Source organism: Cetobacterium sp., assembly GCF_051653945.1.
GTDB lineage: Bacteria > Fusobacteriota > Fusobacteriia > Fusobacteriales > Fusobacteriaceae > Cetobacterium_A.
Map to the genome: position 1 here is coordinate 1 of NZ_JBOFXD010000112.1, position 19,211 is coordinate 19,211.

General features: G+C 29.5%; 19 protein-coding genes. 2 read left to right on the forward strand and 17 right to left on the reverse strand.

All coding sequences use genetic code 11. From position 1 onward, the window contains the following. The 4 genes from ACRC8M_RS11235 to kdsB form a co-directional block, all read right to left on the reverse strand. On the reverse strand, nucleotides 1-430 hold a 430-nt coding region (locus tag ACRC8M_RS11235; RefSeq protein WP_438529207.1), incomplete at its 3' end, for a TolC family protein. After that, on the reverse strand, nucleotides 427-1,068 hold the full coding sequence (locus tag ACRC8M_RS11240) for a TetR/AcrR family transcriptional regulator (RefSeq protein WP_438529208.1): 642 nt from the start codon (nucleotides 1,066-1,068) through the stop codon (nucleotides 427-429). The genes ACRC8M_RS11235 and ACRC8M_RS11240, both read right to left, overlap by 4 nt. Before the next feature lie 95 nt (nucleotides 1,069-1,163). After that, nucleotides 1,164-2,723, reverse strand: coding sequence for a SpoIID/LytB domain-containing protein (locus ACRC8M_RS11245; protein ID WP_438529209.1), 1,560 nt, complete (start codon nucleotides 2,721-2,723; stop codon nucleotides 1,164-1,166). Continuing rightward, nucleotides 2,723-3,460: a 3-deoxy-manno-octulosonate cytidylyltransferase gene (kdsB, locus tag ACRC8M_RS11250; protein ID WP_438529210.1), complete on the reverse strand. Its 738-nt coding sequence runs from the start codon at nucleotides 3,458-3,460 to the stop codon at nucleotides 2,723-2,725. The genes ACRC8M_RS11245 and kdsB overlap by 1 nt, the downstream gene beginning before the upstream one ends. 90 nt (nucleotides 3,461-3,550) lie before the next feature. Between kdsB and ACRC8M_RS11255 the strand changes: the two genes are divergently transcribed. Together ACRC8M_RS11255 and ftsZ are read left to right on the forward strand one after the other, a co-directional pair. Next, nucleotides 3,551-4,165, forward strand: a complete 615-nt coding sequence (locus tag ACRC8M_RS11255; RefSeq protein WP_438529211.1) for a histidine phosphatase family protein — start codon at nucleotides 3,551-3,553, stop codon at nucleotides 4,163-4,165. A 90-nt stretch (nucleotides 4,166-4,255) separates the two neighbouring features. Then, a complete protein-coding gene (gene ftsZ / locus ACRC8M_RS11260) occupies nucleotides 4,256-5,200 on the forward strand; it encodes a cell division protein FtsZ (protein ID WP_438529212.1) in 945 nt (314 codons plus the stop codon). Nucleotides 5,201-5,238: 38 nt separating this feature from the next. Here ftsZ and ACRC8M_RS11265 read toward each other — a convergent pair whose 3' ends face one another. Genes ACRC8M_RS11265 through alaS form a run of 13 tightly spaced genes read right to left on the reverse strand, consistent with a single transcriptional unit; the run spans nucleotide 5,239 to nucleotide 19,203 of the window. Continuing rightward, the gene (locus ACRC8M_RS11265) at nucleotides 5,239-6,102 is read right to left on the reverse strand and encodes an RluA family pseudouridine synthase (RefSeq protein ID WP_438529213.1); all 864 of its coding nucleotides are present in this window, start codon (nucleotides 6,100-6,102) and stop codon (nucleotides 5,239-5,241) included. A gap of 3 nt (nucleotides 6,103-6,105) precedes the next feature. Next, the gene (rodA, locus tag ACRC8M_RS11270) at nucleotides 6,106-7,209 is read right to left on the reverse strand and encodes a rod shape-determining protein RodA (RefSeq protein ID WP_438529214.1); all 1,104 of its coding nucleotides are present in this window, start codon (nucleotides 7,207-7,209) and stop codon (nucleotides 6,106-6,108) included. 9 nt (nucleotides 7,210-7,218) lie between these two features. Continuing rightward, nucleotides 7,219-7,659 (reverse strand): dUTP diphosphatase, encoded by a 441-nt coding sequence (gene dut, locus ACRC8M_RS11275; protein WP_438529215.1) that lies wholly within the window; start codon nucleotides 7,657-7,659, stop codon nucleotides 7,219-7,221. A 10-nt stretch (nucleotides 7,660-7,669) separates the two neighbouring features. After that, the gene (locus ACRC8M_RS11280) at nucleotides 7,670-8,893 is read right to left on the reverse strand and encodes a M16 family metallopeptidase (RefSeq protein ID WP_438529216.1); all 1,224 of its coding nucleotides are present in this window, start codon (nucleotides 8,891-8,893) and stop codon (nucleotides 7,670-7,672) included. A gap of 8 nt (nucleotides 8,894-8,901) precedes the next feature. Further along, nucleotides 8,902-9,981, reverse strand: a complete 1,080-nt coding sequence (locus ACRC8M_RS11285; protein WP_438529217.1) for an LptF/LptG family permease — start codon at nucleotides 9,979-9,981, stop codon at nucleotides 8,902-8,904. After that, complete coding sequence (locus ACRC8M_RS11290; RefSeq protein WP_438529218.1) at nucleotides 9,978-11,057, reverse strand: LptF/LptG family permease; 1,080 nt, start codon at nucleotides 11,055-11,057, stop codon at nucleotides 9,978-9,980. Before ACRC8M_RS11290 ends, ACRC8M_RS11285 begins: the two co-directional genes overlap by 4 nt. 9 nt (nucleotides 11,058-11,066) lie before the next feature. Further along, complete coding sequence (locus tag ACRC8M_RS11295) at nucleotides 11,067-11,600, reverse strand: CvpA family protein (protein ID WP_438529219.1); 534 nt, start codon at nucleotides 11,598-11,600, stop codon at nucleotides 11,067-11,069. 17 nt (nucleotides 11,601-11,617) lie between these two features. Beyond that, nucleotides 11,618-12,802: a class I SAM-dependent rRNA methyltransferase gene (locus ACRC8M_RS11300; RefSeq protein WP_438529220.1), complete on the reverse strand. Its 1,185-nt coding sequence runs from the start codon at nucleotides 12,800-12,802 to the stop codon at nucleotides 11,618-11,620. 11 nt (nucleotides 12,803-12,813) lie between these two features. Beyond that, nucleotides 12,814-13,923, reverse strand: a complete 1,110-nt coding sequence (alr, locus tag ACRC8M_RS11305) for an alanine racemase (RefSeq protein ID WP_438529221.1) — start codon at nucleotides 13,921-13,923, stop codon at nucleotides 12,814-12,816. 57 nt (nucleotides 13,924-13,980) lie between these two features. Further along, nucleotides 13,981-14,919, reverse strand: coding sequence for a protein translocase subunit SecF (secF, locus tag ACRC8M_RS11310; RefSeq protein ID WP_438529222.1), 939 nt, complete (start codon nucleotides 14,917-14,919; stop codon nucleotides 13,981-13,983). A 4-nt stretch (nucleotides 14,920-14,923) separates the two neighbouring features. After that, entirely contained in the window at nucleotides 14,924-16,144 is a 1,221-nt protein-coding gene (secD, locus tag ACRC8M_RS11315; RefSeq protein ID WP_438529223.1) for a protein translocase subunit SecD, read from the reverse strand. A 16-nt stretch (nucleotides 16,145-16,160) separates the two neighbouring features. Continuing rightward, nucleotides 16,161-16,580, reverse strand: a complete 420-nt coding sequence (ruvX, locus tag ACRC8M_RS11320; RefSeq protein ID WP_438529224.1) for a Holliday junction resolvase RuvX — start codon at nucleotides 16,578-16,580, stop codon at nucleotides 16,161-16,163. Between the two features lie 16 nt (nucleotides 16,581-16,596). Beyond that, nucleotides 16,597-19,203: an alanine--tRNA ligase gene (alaS, locus tag ACRC8M_RS11325; RefSeq protein WP_438529225.1), complete on the reverse strand. Its 2,607-nt coding sequence runs from the start codon at nucleotides 19,201-19,203 to the stop codon at nucleotides 16,597-16,599. Nucleotides 19,204-19,211: the final 8 nt, after the last annotated feature.

A 19,211-nucleotide genomic window follows, 5' to 3' on the forward strand; every position in this document is an offset into this window, starting at 1 on the left:
ATAGAGAAATAATATCTAATCTTACATCTCTTTTTTCAGATAAAAGATAGATATCTGCTATACTTTTAGATGCCTCTGCTCCCAAAATTCCACCTGTTATAGCTCCTCCTCTAAACAGAGGTTGATAAAGACCTATTGTTTGTGAATACCCACTTTTTGATTTTAAACCTACTGTTCCATTAGAATCAATCGTTTCTATCATGTTTCTTGTTTCGTGCTCTGCCCTTTGATACTGACCATTATATGTAACTGTAGGTAAAGCTGTTTTAAATGCTCTTCTTACATTTAACTTTGCATTTTCTTTTGACAACTCTGATGTTTTTATAGTTTTTCCGTTTTCTAAAGCTAAATCAATTGCACTTTCTAGTGTCAACTCTCTTGAAAAGGCTGCTGTTGAAAGCAATACCAGTAATCCTAATAACTTTTTCATTTATTTCCTCCTACTAATAATTTTAAAATTCCACTCACTACCAATTCGACTTCTTTTTCTAAGTTTATATTCTTTAGTCTTTCTCTAAATTCATCTATATCACTTATAAAGTAGTCATCTGTATTTTTATAAAATAATCTATCTAACCTATATGATTTTATTCCACCCAAAATAAATATTATAATCGTGTCTATCTCGTTTTCTAAGTAATCTATATTTGGAATATTTTTTATTATTTCTTTTAGATACTTTCTATTTAAAAGCTCTATTTTTAAAAGTTTTTCTCTAAGAACAGGTGTTAAATGCTCTAAGTTTCTTGTTAAATTTATCAATATTAAATGAGAGTTTAAATTGTCTGTTGATATCATAAATCTTTTTATTATAAAGATTTTTATTTTCTCTCTATAGTCATATTCACTTTTCAAAAGATCTTCTAGTTCAGAATTTCTAATTTGGTACACTCTATCAATAATCGCTTCTAAAAGTTGATCTTTTGATTTGAAGTATGTATAGAAACTACCTTTTGCAATCCCCAAATGAGTAGTTATATCCTCAACTCTTGTTTTAAATATCCCTTTTTTTAATAAAACATCTTTTGCTGCCTCTAAAATCTGTTCTTTTTTTCCCTCCTTCAGCATTCTGCCCCCTTATTGAACTTTAATTTAATAATGACTAAATAGTCACAGAGTATTCTAATCTATAATGACTATTTAGTCAATGCTTTTTTTATATTTTACCACACATTGTGAGCATTTGAGTTAAATCCGGACGAAGTAGAGTAATATTTCGCATCTATTGGCTTATCTTCATATATTAATATTAAACCTTTAGTTGATTTCACTCCCTGTGTAGATAGTTCATTTTCATCTAAATTATTGTACACTTGACTTTGAGTACTATCTACTATATGAAACCCTTGCTTTGCATATCTATTTCTTAGAATATCTTTTGCTGCATAGGTTCTTGCAGCAATTGCTTGGACTTTAAGTGCTTCTAATCCAAAACTTTGTGGCATTTCACTTGGTACAACTTGTAATAAATAATCCTCTATATTTATTTCGTTAATTAAATTCAAGCTTTTTCCACCTTGAGTTAATCTTATTTCAAATTCACCTCTATATGTTGGATATTTATAATTTTTTACATTTCTTTTTATATTTGTTAATGAAATCATTTTGTTAGATGTAATATTTATAAAGTTTCTTGTCTTCAATCTTAATTTATTTTGAACAATCACTTGTGTATATCCATCTTTTACTATAAAATCAACTGAAGTTCTTGGATTTATATTTACACTTCCATCTTTACTTTTTATTTTTATAGTTCCTAAAGAAGACATTGAAATTTTTGTGTGATTAAGAGTTGAAAATCCACTATTCATTATACCAACTCTTATTTTATCCCCTATTCCATCCACTGATTTCATATTTTTTAACTTTGTATTTGAATAATATCTTTGTAAAACTTGTTTATATGAATATCCTTTGTTTTTAGTTAAATCCATAGCAGACCATTGAGGTATACCAGAACCATGTCCAAATCCACCACCATAAATATTAAATCCACCATTCCCTAATTTTTCTATTCCTATAAATGCTGATGGCAACATACTTGGATTTTTTAATATTGGTTTTTCATTGTAAGTACCGCTTCCACCCTTAGCTCCGTAGAGATTTATTACACCATTTACACTGCTTTTACTTAAACCTAAAAGATTTCTTATATTTCCTTCTTTTGCAACTATATATTCACCTTTAGTTCCTTTTACCAATAATTTTGTCACTAATCCTGATTTTCCTCTTTCTAAAACCCTTAAGTTAATCACTTCCCCAACTGGATTTAAAGGAACCTTCTTGGATATCCACTCTCCATTTTGATAAGTTAATACCTCTTTGGGTCTTCTTGAGCTTAAAGTTACTAAATTCTTATTTAATACACTACTCATCTCTTTTTTTGTTAAACTAACCTTCCATCTCCAGTAGTTCGAATTATCTCCGTGCCCCTTAACTTTAGTATTTTTATAAAAATCTAAAAATTCTTTTTCTTTATAATACTTAATTGGAACTTTTGGAGATTCCATATCATTTACATATTTTAAATATGGTATCGGTCTTGCTACTGGTATCTTATCTTTAGAATAGTTTCCATATAGGTCAACCCTATCTCCTTTTAAATTGGATAAAGAACTTGTCGGCCTTTCATAATAATCTTTTTTTGAACTACTACTACATCCAGCAAAAACTAATAAACAAATACCTATAGCTACTATGTTTTTTATATTTTGCTTTTTCATTATAACTCTATTCCTTTTTCACTTATATACTTTCTTACTTTTTCAAGCTCCTCTTGAGTATCCACTCCTATTATTTCAAATGGTGTTTCTAAAACTTTTATTTTATATCCATTTTCTAAAACTCTAAGTTGTTCCAATGACTCGGAATTTTCTAGAGGTGTACTTTCTAACTTAGAGTACTCTAAAACAAACTCTCTTTTGTAACCATAAATTCCAACGTGCTTAAAATATATATCTAAATTTTCATTTCTTGGATATGGTATTACACTTCTTGAAAAATATATTGCATAATCTTTTTTATCAGTTACAACTTTTACATAATTTGGATTTTCAATATCCTCTTTTTTTAAAAGTTTATGTTTTAATGTTGCCATTTTCAGATTCTCTTCATCTTTAAATACATCAATCAAAGAGTTTATCATATCTGGCTCTATTAAAGGTTCATCTCCTTGAATATTTATAATTACATCATAATCAGTTATTTTTTCACAAACCTCAGCTATTCTACTAGTTCCATTTAAATGATTTACATCTGTTAGTATAACTTCTCCTCCAAATGATTTAACTGCATCAAAAACTTCTTGAGAATCTGTAGCTACAACTACCTTATCTAAATTAGATTTCATAGCTCTTTTATAAACCCATTCAATCATTGAATGCCCACAAATATCTTTTAATGGCTTTCTCGGTAATCTTGTTGATTCATATCTTGCTGGAATTACTCCTAAAAACTTCATTTTACAACCTCCAAAATTCAATGTATAATAAGATTATACAAGAATATCATATTAAAAAAAAGAGTTTTTATACTTAAAAAGGAGAAAATTATGCTACGTATTTATTTTGTAAGACATGGTGAAACTGTTTGGAATACACTGAAAATTTTTCAAGGAAGATCTAACTCTCCATTGACAGAACTAGGAGTTGAACAAGCTAAAAAACTTTCTCAACACTTAAAAGATATTAATTTTAAAAAAGTTTACTCATCACCTCAAGATAGAGCACTACAAACAACTAGACTTTTACTTGGAGATAAAGATATGGAGATAACTACCATTGATGAATTCCAAGAGATAAATATGGGGAAAGTTGAAGGGATTCCAAGGGAAGAGTTTGAAAAAAACTATCCAATTGAATACCATAATTTTTGGAATAATGCTATGGAATACAATCCTAGTGCTTATAGTGGAGAAAGTTATGATGAGATATTAGATAGAGTTAAACTTGGATTAGAAAAAATCATTAAAGAAAATGATAATGGAGATATCTTAGTTATCAGTCATGGTGTTACACTAAAAGCTATCTTCAATATTATTAATGAAAAGGGGATTGATGAATTTTCTAAACAACCTGTTCCCGAAAATACGAGTACAACTATTGTTGAATATGATTCAAATGTATTTAAAATTATTAAATTTTCTGACACTGAACATTTAAAATAATTTTTTTATTGTTGACACAAAGGAAATCTTATAGTATTAAAGTACTAATGTTATATATTGCTATCTATTTTATTTAGGGGGTGAGTTTTTTTGGGAGATAACTTTAATGTTAATATAAAAGTTATGGGTATTGGTGGTGGTGGTATAAACGCCCTTGAGGAGATTGTTTCTTCAAATATTGACGACGTTGCTTTTTTCGCACTCAATACTGATTTACAAGATTTAAACAATTCTAAAACTCCTCATAAAATTCAATTAGGACCGTCAAGTACGAAAGGACTTGGTTGCGGTGGAAATATTGAGTTAGGAGAAAAAGCTACAAAAGAAAGTTTACCTTTTATTAAAAATATTTTGAGAGGTACTGATTTTTTATTTTTAACCTCTACTATGGGAGGTGGAACAGGTAGTGCTGCCACAGCTTTAATTGCAAAATTAGCCAAAGAAATGAATATTTTGACTATCGCAATTGTAACAAAACCTTTTTCTTTCGAAGGAAAAAGAAGAATGAAAATTGCTGAAACAGGTATTAAAAATCTTAAACCTTTTGTTGATTCTCTCATTGTTATCCCTAATGATAAACTTTTAGATAACTCAACCCCTAATATAACAGTTCAGGAGGCCTTTAAAAAAAGTAATTTTGTTTTATTTACTGCTGTTAAAGGTATGACAGACCTTATGTTAGCTAAAGGTCTAATTAATTTAGATTTTGCTGATATAAAATCACTTTTATTAAATTCAGGAGAAGCTATCTTAGGATTTGGTGAGGGTGAGGGTGAAAAGAGAGCAGAAAAAGCTGCTATTGCTGCTGTTGATTCCTCTCTTTTTGAAAGAACAATTTTAGGTGCAACTAAATTTTTAATAAATATTATTGGACCTAAAAATTTAAATTTGATGGAATCTAGCATTATTGTCGAAACAATAAAAAAAGAGTGCCGTGCTGAAATTGATGATGTTTTATTTGGAGTTTCTATCGATGAAAACTCTGATGATAAAATCAAAGTTATTTTAATCGCAAACTCTTTCTTGAATAAATAATAGTAATAAAAAAACGGTTTTGAAATAAAACCGTTTTTTTAATCTAAAGTTTTTAAGAACTCTTCTGGCAAAGGTAATTCTATTTTTATTTTATATTTTGGTATTTCACAATAATATGAAAATAAAAACATATTTTTTCCACCTTTTCCATATTTTCCATCCCCAACAATAGGATGTCCTAAGTTTGATAACTGCACTCTTAATTGATGTGTTCTTCCCGTTTCAAGTTTTCCTTCTAGAATAGTTTTTCTCTTACCAATTTTTAAAACTTTAAAATAAGATATACTCTCTTTTGCACCATCTTCATAAGAATCTAACTCTATTACTTTTGTTTCCTCTTTTTTTAGATATGTTTTTAAAGTGAACTCTTTTTTAGTAATGATCCCATCAACTAATATATAATACTTTTTATCTGTTTTTCCCTCTCTAACTTCTTCAGCCAACTCTCTAGTTACTGCTAAACTTTTAGCTCCTATAACCAATCCTGATGTAGATTTATCTATTCTATTTACAAAATTAAATTCATCAGTTTTATAGTAACTTTTAAAAAGTTCAGAAAGTCCATATTCATGACCACTTCCTTTATGCATAACTACATTAGCTTCTTTATTAAAGATAACAACTTTTTCATCCTCATAAACAATCCCATTTTTTAGAATGTTCATATCTTGAGGTGATATTTTTATAAAATCTTTTGTCACTGTTTCTCCACCAGCTATTAAAACTTTTACAATATCGCCCTCTTTTAATCTATAGTTTTCTTTAGATTTTTTTCCATTAACTTTTATTTTTCCAGTTCTTATTCCTTTAAAAATCTCTGTTAATGGAGTGTTTTCGTATTTTTTTCTTAAAAACCGATCTAATCTAACTTCATGAAAACTAGAATCTATAATATATTCCATTTCTTACTCCCTATATATATTTATACTTTGAACTATTCCTAGCATTGCAAATGCAAATAAAAATGATGTCCCACCATAACTCATAAGAAGAAGAGGTAGTCCTGTAACTGGCATTATTCCTGTTACCATTCCCACATTTATAACTATATGGAAAAAGAATATAGCTGATATTCCATAACATATAAGTTTTCCATAACCTTCAAATTTATCTCCTATTCTCAATATTCCCCACAAAAGTAAAATATAAAGAATCAGTAAAACACATCCTCCAATTAATCCTCTCTCCTCTAAAAATACAGCTACTATAAAATCTGTATGAGATTCTGGTAAAAACCTCAATTTACTTTGAGTTCCTTGTAAAAATCCTTTTCCAAAAACTCCACCTGATCCCACTGCAATCATTGATTGAGTTACGTTCCATCCACTACCTAATAAATCTGCCTCTGGATTTAAAAACGTTAAAACTCTCTCTCTCTGATAATCTTTCAATAGAAAAAAGTATCCGATTGGAGCCATTGAAACCCCTATAATTGCTAAAATTATTATAGTTTTCCAATCTATCCCATTTATAAAAATTAAAATTAAGTATAGAAATATTATAACTAACGATGTTCCTAAATCTGGTTGAGCCGCTATTAATAAAAATATGGGTAAAACATGTATACTAGTTGCTAAAATACTTTTAAACCCTGAAAATTTATTATTGTACTTTGTAGCCAAAACTTCTGCAAAAGTTAAAACAATAAATAGTTTCGAAAATTCAGAAGGTTGAATTGTTATAAATCCTAAGTCAATCCACCTCTGAGCTCCTAATCTTTTATCCCCTATAACAAATACCAATAGTAATAAAATGACATTCACAAGATATATAATTTTATAATATTTTCCATATACTCTATAATCTATAAATGAAAATATAAAATATGTTAAAACACCAAGTCCTATCCAAACAATTTCTTTGTAAAAAAACGAAGTGCCTTTATGGATTGTTGCACTATATACAGTTAACAAACTTATTAAAACTATGCATAGTGCAATATATAAAATCATATTTTTCATTTTTTTTATTCTTTTTATAGTAACTACTAAATCATGATTTTTTCCCATTAACTTCTCCTATTTTCCTGTGTGACCAAATCCACCTTCAGCTCTCACAGTTGTTGATAACTCTACCACCTCTTCAAACTCCATTTTGTAAACTTTTTGAAGAACTAGTTGCCCAATTCTTTCTCCTGGATTTACTATAAACTCTTCATTACTTAAATTTATTAGAATAACTCCAACTTCACCTCTATAATCTGAATCAATAGTTCCAGGAGTATTAACTAAAGTTATTCCATGCTTTAGGGCTAATCCACTTCTTGGTCTTACCTGTACTTCATACCCATAAGGTATTTCCATTTTAATTCCAGTTGGAATTAATTTTCTTTCTAAAGTTTTTAATGTAACAGGCTCTGTTATGTTTGCTTTTACATCCATTCCAGCCGCACCCTCTGTCATATATTTTGGTAATTCTACTCCATTTTCTAGTACTAATTTAACAATAACTTTTTCCATTTTTTCCCCTCTATATATTCCCTAAAATTGTTTTAGATATATACTTTTCGTCAAATATTTTTTTGGCAACTCTTTTAATATCATTTAAGTTTACATCTTCAATCTCTTTTATTACGGTTTCTATATCTCTTACATAACCATATACTAAATATGATCCTGCCATTCTTGTCATTTTACCTTTGCTACTCTCTAAACCAAAAGTTACCATACTTAAAAATTGATTTTTTGCTCTTTGAAGTTCCTTTTCAGTGATTCCATTCTCTTTTAATTCTTTTAATTCTTCCTCTATTAAAGAGATTACTTCTTTATAGTCTTCATGAGTAGTTCCTGCATATACAGTAAATAATCCTCCCTCATCAAAATTAGATGTATAAGAATAAACCGAATAAGCTAACCCTCTTTCTTCTCTAATCTTTTGGAAAAGTCTTGAGCTCATATTTCCACCTAAAACATTTGATATTACAGATGTTTCAACTCTATCTTTATCAGTACTTGACGTACCTAAAGTATTAATACATAGATGAATTTGATTGGTTTCTTGAACTATTATTTTCTCTCCTGAGTTTATAACCATCTCTCCATTATAAACTCTCTTTGTACTTCTATCTTTTAATTGTCCAATCCCTTTATTTAATTGCTCAAATATTTTATCTTCTTCAATATTTCCTGCCACTGCAACAACTATGTTTTCAGGTTTATACATATCATAGAAATATTTTAGTATTTTCTCTCTATTTATTCCCTTTAAGCTCTCTATTGTTCCAGCTACTTTTTGACTTTGTGCACCAGTTATTGCAAATTCAAGGTTTTCTTCATGTACAACTTCTTCTGGAATATCTTCATACATTCTTATCTCTTCTATTATTACATTTCTTTCTTTTTCAATATTTTCATCTGTAAATGTAGAATTTAAAAACATATCATTTAAAATATCAATTCCAATTTCTAATGTATTTGAGGTCATTTGAATATAGTATGCTGTTTTTTCAACGCTTGTATAGGCATTTATCATTCCACCTTGATCATCAATCTCTTCTGATATCTCTTTTGCTGAACGATTAGTTGTTCCTTTAAATAATAGATGTTCTATAAAATGAGATATTCCCTCTTCTCCAGGCAACTCATTTTTTACTCCAGCTCTAACAAAAAAACCTAAACTAGCTGTATTTATACTTTTTATATCTTCCATTAACAACATTATACCATTATCTAACCTCTTAGTAGTTATGCTCATTTTCCTCCTTAATATTCTGCTTCCCTCATAAAGTAAATCCCTAAACATAAAAATATCACATTTGGAATCCAACCACTTATAAATGGATTTAATAATCCATTAACACTCAGAGCTTCAAAAGATGCTTGTACTATATAGTATGAGTATCCTAATCCAACACTTAAAGCAATACTTATTGCTGAAGCTCCTCTTACATACCTACTTCCTAAAGCTAATCCTAAAAATGACACTATAAAACTAGCAAAAGGAAATGAGTATCTTTTTCCTAAAACAGATAGTGGTTCTTTTATATCTCCACCTGTTATCCTAATATCTCTAATTGATCTTGCTATTTCAGCATTTGTCAACTCATCTGGATCCCCTTGAATTGTTATAAAGTCTGATGGTCCTTTATCTAAAGTTTCATTAGAATATACTTTATAACTTTTTTGAGTTTTATTAGTAAAGTTATTTACAACAGCATCTTTTAGTATCCATTGTTTTTTATTTAAATCAAACTCACCACTTTTAGCTGTTATTATCTCCTCTATTTTATTGAAATCTTCATTTAATTTTATTATCTCTAAAAGAGTACCTGTATTTCCAATTCTATCTACCTGCTTTATATAATAAACAATATTATCCTCTGTCCTTAAAAATGCATTATTTTTAGTTACTGGTAATACTCTTTCTGATATTTTCCTTCCAGCTCTTAAGGCTCTACTCTTAGTCAAAGCCATAGGATGAATATAATTCATCACTTGGAAAACTATTAAAGATATCAAAAATGATATTATTATAGGATATCTTACTATTCTTCTAAAACTTATTCCTGAAGTCTTTAAAGATATAATTTCTAAATTTGAAGCCATTCTATTAATACACATTAACGAACCTAAAAGTACTGCCAAAGGAGTAACCTCTATAAAAATTTTAGGTAGTAAATATAATATATATGTTATTGATTCTGAAACACTCATTCTTCCAGCTGTTATATATCTTATTATTTTGAACAGCTGACTTAATATAAAAATATTTATAAATGCTATTAAACTCAATAAAAATGATTTTATAAAGCTTTTACTTATATAGATATCTAATTTTTTCATTTAGCACCACCTGCTTTTCTTTTATATAGTAAAGCTGTTCCACCAACTAATAATAAATTTGGTAGCCAAACTCCCATATATGGTGATACTACACCTTTATTTGCCATTACCATTCCTACATTCAAAAATACAATATAGGTAAATATAACTCCTAAACTCACTCCAAAACTAGCCCCTTTTCCACTTCTGTGATGCCCTATTGATAAAAGAACTCCTAAGATAGCTAATACAATAGTTGATAATGGAATCGCTATTTTTCTATTTATTTCTACTAAATATGGAATTTTTTCTTGATATATTTTCCCCTTTAGATTTTTTAAAAGAGTAATTATTCCCATAGCTTCAATATCTTTTACTTCTATGTTAACCTCTTGGAAATATGAACTTAAAGGTATTTTTTTCTGCTTAAATTCGCCCTCTAATTTTATTGTTCCATCTGGATTAAAAGTATAAAACTTAGAGTCCTCTAATACCATATTTACATTTTTCCAATAAGCTTTATCTCCTAACAAAATAGTAGGAAAAGTATTTTTATCTTCCTTTTGAAAAATCAAAACATTTTCAGCTTCATTAGTTTTTCTATCAATTTTTTCAATATATAAACTATACTCATCAACTTCATCAATCAATATTCTCTCTTTTAGTTGAAATACTGGATTTTCATATGCTATCTTCATTGTTATCTCTTCTAATTTACTAAAAGATCTAGGAATAATACTTTCTTGTAAAAAAAATATAAAAATAGTAATTATTGAAGCCAATATTACTATTGGCTTCAATATATCTTTTAAAGACATTCCTATTGAACTCATTGCTGTAGCTTCACTTGTTCTTGTAAATTTAGAAAAAGTTATCATAACTCCTAAAAATACACCCATTGGTATTGTTTGTGATAAAATTGGGGGCAGATAAAATGACAATATTCTTAATACATCAATTAACGAGATTCCCTTTACAATTATATTTTCCATAAGAGATACAATAATCTCTATTAAGAAAATAAATGTAAATAGCGATACTCCAAATATTATTGGCATCTTCACATCTTCCAATATATATTTTTCAATTATTTTCATTTTTCTCTCCTAAAACATTTTATTAAAGTACTTTTCAACTAGCTCTTTTCCTTTTATGTAGTTTAATTCTGATTTTAACTCTTTTGGTAAATACTCGTCAATATGATGAGATTTCTCTAAAAATATTGCATTAGTTTTACTGTCAATTCCATACTTTTTTAAAACTGTATATTTTTGAGCAGTATAATTAAAAATAAATAAAATTATTAATGAAATTATAAGTCCTTTTACTAATCCAAACGCTCCACCTAACCCTCTAGATAAGAACCCTTTATTTTGATTTTTTAAAATAATTCCTATAAAAAACATTAAAATAGCAATAGCAAAATATGAAGCTATAAATACACCTATATATGTTAACAAGTAGTTACTTTCATTGTTACTCATAGCTAATTTTTCTATTACAATTGGAGTAAATTTTTGAGCTATAATAAAGTCAATAAAAATTCCAAAGATTGAGAAGAATTGTAGTAAAAATCCATCTTTTAATCCTTCAATTACTGCAAATATAAGTATTACTGCTATTAAAATATCTAAGTACATAATTATTCCCCCTTAAATTAATTATTTACTACTCTAACCCATAAAGCTTTTAAGTATAATGTTTCTGGAACATGTAAAATCCATGGATGATCTTCTGGTTGATAATTTACTCCTATAACTTGTAATAACTTCCCATTTTTTGAAGCAGCCATTCTTGTTACTTCTATTAAATCTTGAAGACTCATATGATAAGCACAAGTTATAATTCCAACTATTCCTCCATCCTCAATCAATTTAAAACTTTCATCACATAAACTGAAGAACATATCTCTTCCTCTATGAATATCAATTTTCTTCTTTATTAATGATGGCGGATCCAATGTTATTACATCAAACTTTTCTCCTCTATTAGCTAAGATTTTTAACATTAAAAATGCATCTCCCTCAGCTGTTTCAAAATCATTTGTAAATTCATTTAATTCGTAGTTTTCTTTGCATAACTCTAATGCATGCGGTTCTTTATCAATTGCTATAACTTTTTTACATCCTTCTTTTAGTGCTGCAACTGAAAATCCACCACTACTTGAGAATACATCTAAAAATCTTGTGTTTTCATTTAAAAATGGTCTTATAAACTTTCTAGAATCTCTTTGATCTAAGAAAAATCCTGTCTTTTGACCATCTATAATATCCACATAATATTTTAATCCATTATCTTCCATTACAATTCTTTCTGGAATCTCACCATATATTATTCCAGTTTGTTGTTCTACACCTTCGTGAGTTCTATTTTCAACATCACTTCTTTCATATATTCCTTTTGGTTTCATAACTTTTTTTATAGCATTTATTATCTCTTGTCTGAAAGCTACTTCCAATCCTGAATTTCTGAATTGTACTGACACATATTTATCAAATTTATCAATTATTAATCCTGGAATTCCATCTGCTTCAGAATAAAAAGCTCTAACACAATTAGTTTCTGCTAAAATATGCTTTCTCTTTTCGTAAGCTCTTTTTATTTTTTCTAATATTAATGTTTTATCAACTGGTATATCTTTTGTTGTTAAAACTCTAACAAATGCGTTTGTTGATTCTGCCACATATCCTTTTGCTACAAGCTCTCCATCTGTAGTACAAACTTCAACTATATCTCCGTTAGAAACATCTCCTAAAATATCTTTTATCTCATCTTTAAATACATTTGGATAAAAATTCCTAATTTTCTTCTCTTTTCCTGATTCTAATATTACTTTTGCCATTAAACTCTCCTTTATAATTTTCCTATTAAGCTATTCACTAAGTATGGCTTTCCATGTTTTAAATAAACTCTGCTAACCCTTCTACTTAGTCCAGTAAATAACTCATAAATAGAAGAACCTACCATTATTGATTTATCAAAAATGTCCTCTCCCATTACAGTTACTTCATCTCCTGCTTTTACTTTACCTTTTAGTTCGTCTGGTATTCTTACCATAAGCATATCCATACAAACCTTCCCCACTATTTTACAAGGAACGCCATGAATTTCAATTGTCCCCTTATTTGAAAGTTCTCTTCTGAAACCATCTGCGTATCCAACTGTTATTGTTGCAATTAAATCGTTTTTATATCCTTTACCTACTCTTCCATAAGATATATCTATATCCTCTTTTAGCTCTTTTAAAAAAAGTATTCTACTTTTTAAAGTGAAAACTCTTTTTAAATTTTCTATAACTCCCTCTCCATAAACACCATACATAATTATTCCAGCTCTAACTAAATTACTTTGAGGAATTTCAGAAAATTTTAATATCCCTCCACTATTAAGAATATGGATATATTTTATCTCTTCTAACTTTTCAAAATCTCTAAATTTTTCTAACTGCTTTTTTGTATAGCTTATTGATTCTTCATCTGATTCATCTGATACTGATAAGTGTGAATAAACTCCAACTACTTCTATATTTTTTTCCCTACATATGTCTATAGCCGCTTTTCCTTCCTCCACTGTAAACCCAACTCTACCCATTCCTGTATCTACTTTTATATGTACTTTTAAGGAAAGTCCCTTTTCATTAATATATTTTATTTGAGAAAGATCAGTCAAAGTAACCTGTAGATTTTTTTTCTCTGCTTCTTCTAACTCTTCGTTAAAAATTCCCGCTAAGATTAAAATCTCATCATCAATGTCGTTATTCCTTAGTTCTATCCCCTCTTCTAGAGATGAAACTCCAAATATTTTTACCCCCATTTTTGAAAGTTCTTTTGCTATTGTGACTGCTCCCATTCCATAGGCATCTGCTTTTATAATGGCCATTATGTCTCTGTCATGAGATAGTTCTTTTATTTTTTTTATGTTGTATTCTAAGTTATCTAGATCTATCTCTGCCCACGTTCTCATTTTTTCCTCCAACTCTTATTAAGTAGATTAAGCCACCTTTTTCAGGTGGCTTTTTTGTTATACTACAATTTTTTCTTCAGGATGTGAATTATCATCATCGTCATCTTTTTTAGGTTCATACTTATCATCTCTTTTCTTTTCAAAAAGATACACTAAAGGTGTTGAAATATATATTGATGAGTAAGTTCCCACTCCAATTCCCACTAAAAGTGTTGTTGTAAATGTTCTTAAACTATCTCCACCAAAAACTAATATTGCAACTAATGCTAATAATGTTGTAACTGAAGTATTAATTGATCTCACTAAAACTTGATTTAAACTTTTATTTAGTACTTCTCCAAAAGTTAAATCTGATTTTTTTCGTAAACTCTCTCTGATTCTATCATATATTATAATTGTATCGTTGATAGAGTATCCTAATATTGTTAGAATAGCCGCTATAAATGGTGTATCAACCTCATATCCCAACAATGCTATAACTCCCAAAGCTGCAGTAACGTCATGTAATAATGTTAAAATTCCAGCTATTGCAAATTTAAATTCATATCTCATTGTTATATATAAAACTATTAATAATCCACCAATTGTAAGAGCATAGATTGCTGATGTTTTTAGCTCTTCACCTATTGTTGCTCCTACTTTTTCAGCTCTTTCTAATTTATAATCTCCTAATGTTTGAAGATTTGTTAATAATTTTTCTGTTTCTCCATCACTCATTTCAGCAGTTCTAATGATAACGTTATTATCGGCTTGAGAAACTTGTACTTTTCTTGCAGTTGACGAAAGTTGTGGAATCTCAACTGCTAACACATCTAGCTCTCTATTTATATCTGTTAATGTTATATTATTAGTATAATTTAGCTGAATTAAATTTCCACCTGTAAAATCTATTCCATAGTTCAATCCTTTTACTAAAAACATTCCTAGGAATATTATAAAAGATATTGTTGATAATGTTATCCATTTTTTACTGTGCTTTATTACCTCAATATACATTTACTTACCCCCTTTTCACACCGAAGAACTCTGTTCTTTTTATTTTAAATAAATCCACTGTTGTTGTTAACAGAACCTTTGTTATGAAAATTGCTGTAAGCATTGATGCTACAGTTCCAATTGTTAAAGTTACTGCAAATCCTTTTACAGTTCCTGTTCCAAACATAAATAGTACTAAAGCTGTTAATAATGTTGTAACGTTAGAATCTATAATCGAAGCTATTCCTTTACTAAATCCAAGCTTTATAGCACCATTGATTGTACTTCCTAGTTTTAATTCATCTTTTATTCTTTCAAATATGATTACATTGGCATCAACCGCCATACCTGCAGATAATATCATACCTGCTATTCCTGGTAATGTTAATGTTGCATCAATAAAGTTCAACATTGCAAACATCACAAGTCCAAAACTTAATAATGCTAAATCTGCTACAAATCCAGGCAGTCTATACATAATTAACATGAATGTTGCAATTAATCCAACTGCTACCATAGCTGCAGTTTTACTCTGAGCTATTGACTCATCTCCTAAAGATGCTCCAACAATTCTTGTTTCAATTATTTCAGCTTTAACTGGTAACGCTCCTGCATTTAATAATGTTGCTGTTTTTTTAGCTTCATCTGGAGTGTAACTTCCTGTTATAACTCCATTTCCACTTGGAATTTCACTGTTAATCGATGGTGCTGTTTGAACTTCTCCATCAAGTGTTATAGCTAACCTTTTTCCAATATTTTCTCTAGTTATTCTAGCAAACTCTTTTGCTCCCTCTATACTCATTTCAAATTGAATTTGAGGTCTTCCTAAGTTATCATATGAAACTTCTGCTTTCTTTAATGCTCCACCTGTTAACAGTGTCTCACCTAAAGAACCGTCGTCATTCATTATTTTAAACTCCAATAAAGCTGTTTTTCCAATCATCTTTACTGCATCCTCTGAGTTTGTAATTCCTGGTAATTCTATAATAACTCTATCCATTCCTGCCCTTTGTACAACTGATTCTGCTACTCCAAGACCATTTATTCTTCTGTCTAAAACTTCTATAAGTCTATTCATAGCATCATCATCTAGCTCTGTCCCATTTTCTGGTTGAGCTTGTAAAACTACATAAACCCCACCTTTTAAGTCTAGTCCTAGTTTTGTTGGCTTCATAACTGCTAACCACCAAGAACACACTAGTATAACTAATACAAAAAATAATTTTGTCATCCCCTTAAAATTCATGCTAGCCTCCACTTAGTTATTTTTTCATGTCTAAGAAAGTCTGTAGTATAATAGCTGCTGCTACCTTATCAACCACTTTTCTTTTTTCTTTGGCTCCCCTTAAATTTGTTTCGTTTAACATTCTATCTGCTGAAACAGTGGAAAGTCTTTCGTCTATTTCAAAAAACTCTAATCCTTCAATAGACTTATTTAGTTTCTCCATAAATTCTCTTACTTTTTCTGCTTGACGTTTTTCTGTTCCATCTAAACTTTTAGGTATTCCTATAACTATCGATTTAGTATTTTCTTGTCTACACAGCTCAGCAATTCTTTTTACAGCTTTAGTCTTTCTTCTATCTATTACTTCTAAGGGAGCGGCAACCATTCCCATTAAATCCGATTTTGCCACTCCTATTCTTACATCTCCTACATCTAAAGAAAGATACCTTTTATACATAATTATCTTCCTCCAATTATAATGATTTCGCTAAAATCTCCTTTACAGCAGACAGTGCTTCCTTAACTTTTGCTCCATTCTTTCCTCCAGCTTGTGCAAAGTCAGGTCTTCCTCCACCATTTCCTTCAGCTATCTTAGCAGCCTCTCTTACTAAGTCTCCAGCTTTAACTTTTCCAATTAAATCTTTTGTAACTCCAATAGCAAATATAGCTTTTTCGTTATCTGATCCTAATGCGATAACACAACTTCCTAACTTATCTTTTGCCTTATCTACAATCTCTCTTAACGAATCTGCCTCTTTATCTTTAAAGCCTTTTACTAAAACTTTAACTCCATTTATTTCTTCAATCTCATCAAATAATGAGTTTGCTTCAAATGATGCTACTTTAGCTTTTAAAGTTTCAACTTCTTTTGATAACTCTCTTGTTTCTTCAACTACTTTTTCTGATCTTTCTTCAATTTTATGTAAATCAGTTTTTAAGTTTTTAGCAACTCTTTTCATAGTTTTTTCCATCTCTAAAACTGCTAAATACGCTTTATAACTAGTTTGAGCTTCTATTCTTCTAACTCCAGCTGCAACTCCAGCTTCTGAAACAATTTTAAAGATTCCTATTCTCCCAATGTTACTTATGTGAGTTCCTCCACAAAGTTCCATTGAATAATCCCCTATTGAAACAACTCTTACTTCATCTCCATATTTATCTCCAAATAAAGCTGTTGCTCCTTTTGCTTTTGCATCATCCATAGACATTACTTCAGCATTTACAGATGTAGCCATAAACACTCTTTCATTTACTGCTTTTTCAACTTTTTCAATCTCCTCTGCTGTTAAAGCTTCATAGTGATTAAAGTCAAATCTTAATCTTTCTGCTCCACATGATGATCCTGCTTGCTGTACATGTGTACCTAATACATCTTTCAAAGCTTGATGTAATAAATGAGTCGCTGTATGATTTTTTGCAATCTCTTCTCTTCTAACTGGATCTACAGTTAAATTTAATAATGTACCTTCTACTAATTCCTCTAGCCCACTTTCAATTTCAACTATGTGAGTATAAATCTCTTTTTGTTTTTGAACATCTAATACTTTTGCTACTAAGTTTTCTCCCTCTATAATACCTTGATCGCCCTCTTGTCCTCCAGATTCTGCATAGAATGGTGTCTGATCAAAGATAAGAGCATACTTACCGTTTTCTAGCTCTCTTGCACTTAAAAGAGTTGCAGGAGTCATTAAGTCACAGTATCCTGTAAACTCTGTTTTTCCATGTTTATCATAGAACTCCTCTATAAAGCTATCTTGTCCTTTTTCCATAACAACTGCTCTTGCTGATCTAGCTTTCTCTCTTTGCTCTTCCATTTTTTCTAGGAACTCATCTTTTGAAACTTCAATTCCATTTTCTTCACAAATCTCTTCTGTTAATTCATAAGGGAATCCATAAGTATCATAAAGTTTAAACGTTATATCTCCAGATAATTTTGTTTCACCTTTTGACTTTGCTATCTCTATTTCATTCATAACTAATTGCATACCTTGATCTAAAGTATTTGAGAACTTTTCCTCCTCAATCTTTACAACCTTCTTAATATGCTCTATATTTTTTCTTAATTCAGGATACGCTTCTTCCATTATATCTACAACTTTATCTACCATTTCATACATAAATAACTCTTTTCTTCCAAGAAGTCTTCCATGTCTTACCGCTCTTCTTAAAATTCTTCTTAAAACATATCCTCTTCCTTCGTTAGATGGTATAACTCCATCATTAACTAAGAAAGTAACTGCTCTTGCATGATCTGTTATTACTTTTAATGAGAAATCTTTTTCAGCTTCTGTTCCATATTTTGTATTTGTAAGTCTTCCAGCTTCTTCAACAATTGGAAATAATAAGTCTGTTTCAAAGTTATTCGATTTTCCTTGTACCATTGCTGCTACTCTTTCAAGTCCAGCTCCTGTATCAATATTTTTCTTTGGAAGTGGTTGTAATGATCCATCTTCCATTCTATTCCACTCAGTGAAAACTAAATTCCAAATTTCAATAAATCTATTATCTGTTCCTTCATCTCCTAATTTAGAATTTTCATCTCCTCCATAAGCTGGTCCTAAATCCACGTGAATCTCTGAACATGGTCCACATGAACCTGTTGGTCCTGCTGCCCACCAGTTCTCAGACTCCCCCATTCTTACGATTCTTTCTTTTGGAAAATTACATTTTTCAATCCAAATTTTTTCTGCTTCATCATCTGTAGTAAATACTGAAACCCATAATTTATCTTTATCTAATTTTAAAACTTCCGTTATAAATTCCCATGACCAAATTATTGCTTCCTCTCTAAAATAATCACCAAAAGAGAAGTTTCCTAACATTTCAAAAAAAGTGTGGTGTCTAGCTGTTCTTCCAACATTTTCTAAGTCATTAGTTCTGATACATTTTTGATAAGTTGTTACTCTTGGTGTTGGAGCCTCTTTTTGTCCTAAAAAGTATGGCTTAAACGGAACCATTCCAGCAACTGTTAATAAAAGAGTTGGATCATCTGGAATAAGTGATGCACTTTCAAAGTGCTTATGATTTTTCTTTTCGAAAAATTCTATAAATTTGCTTCTAATTTCGTTACCTGTTAACATCTTATTGT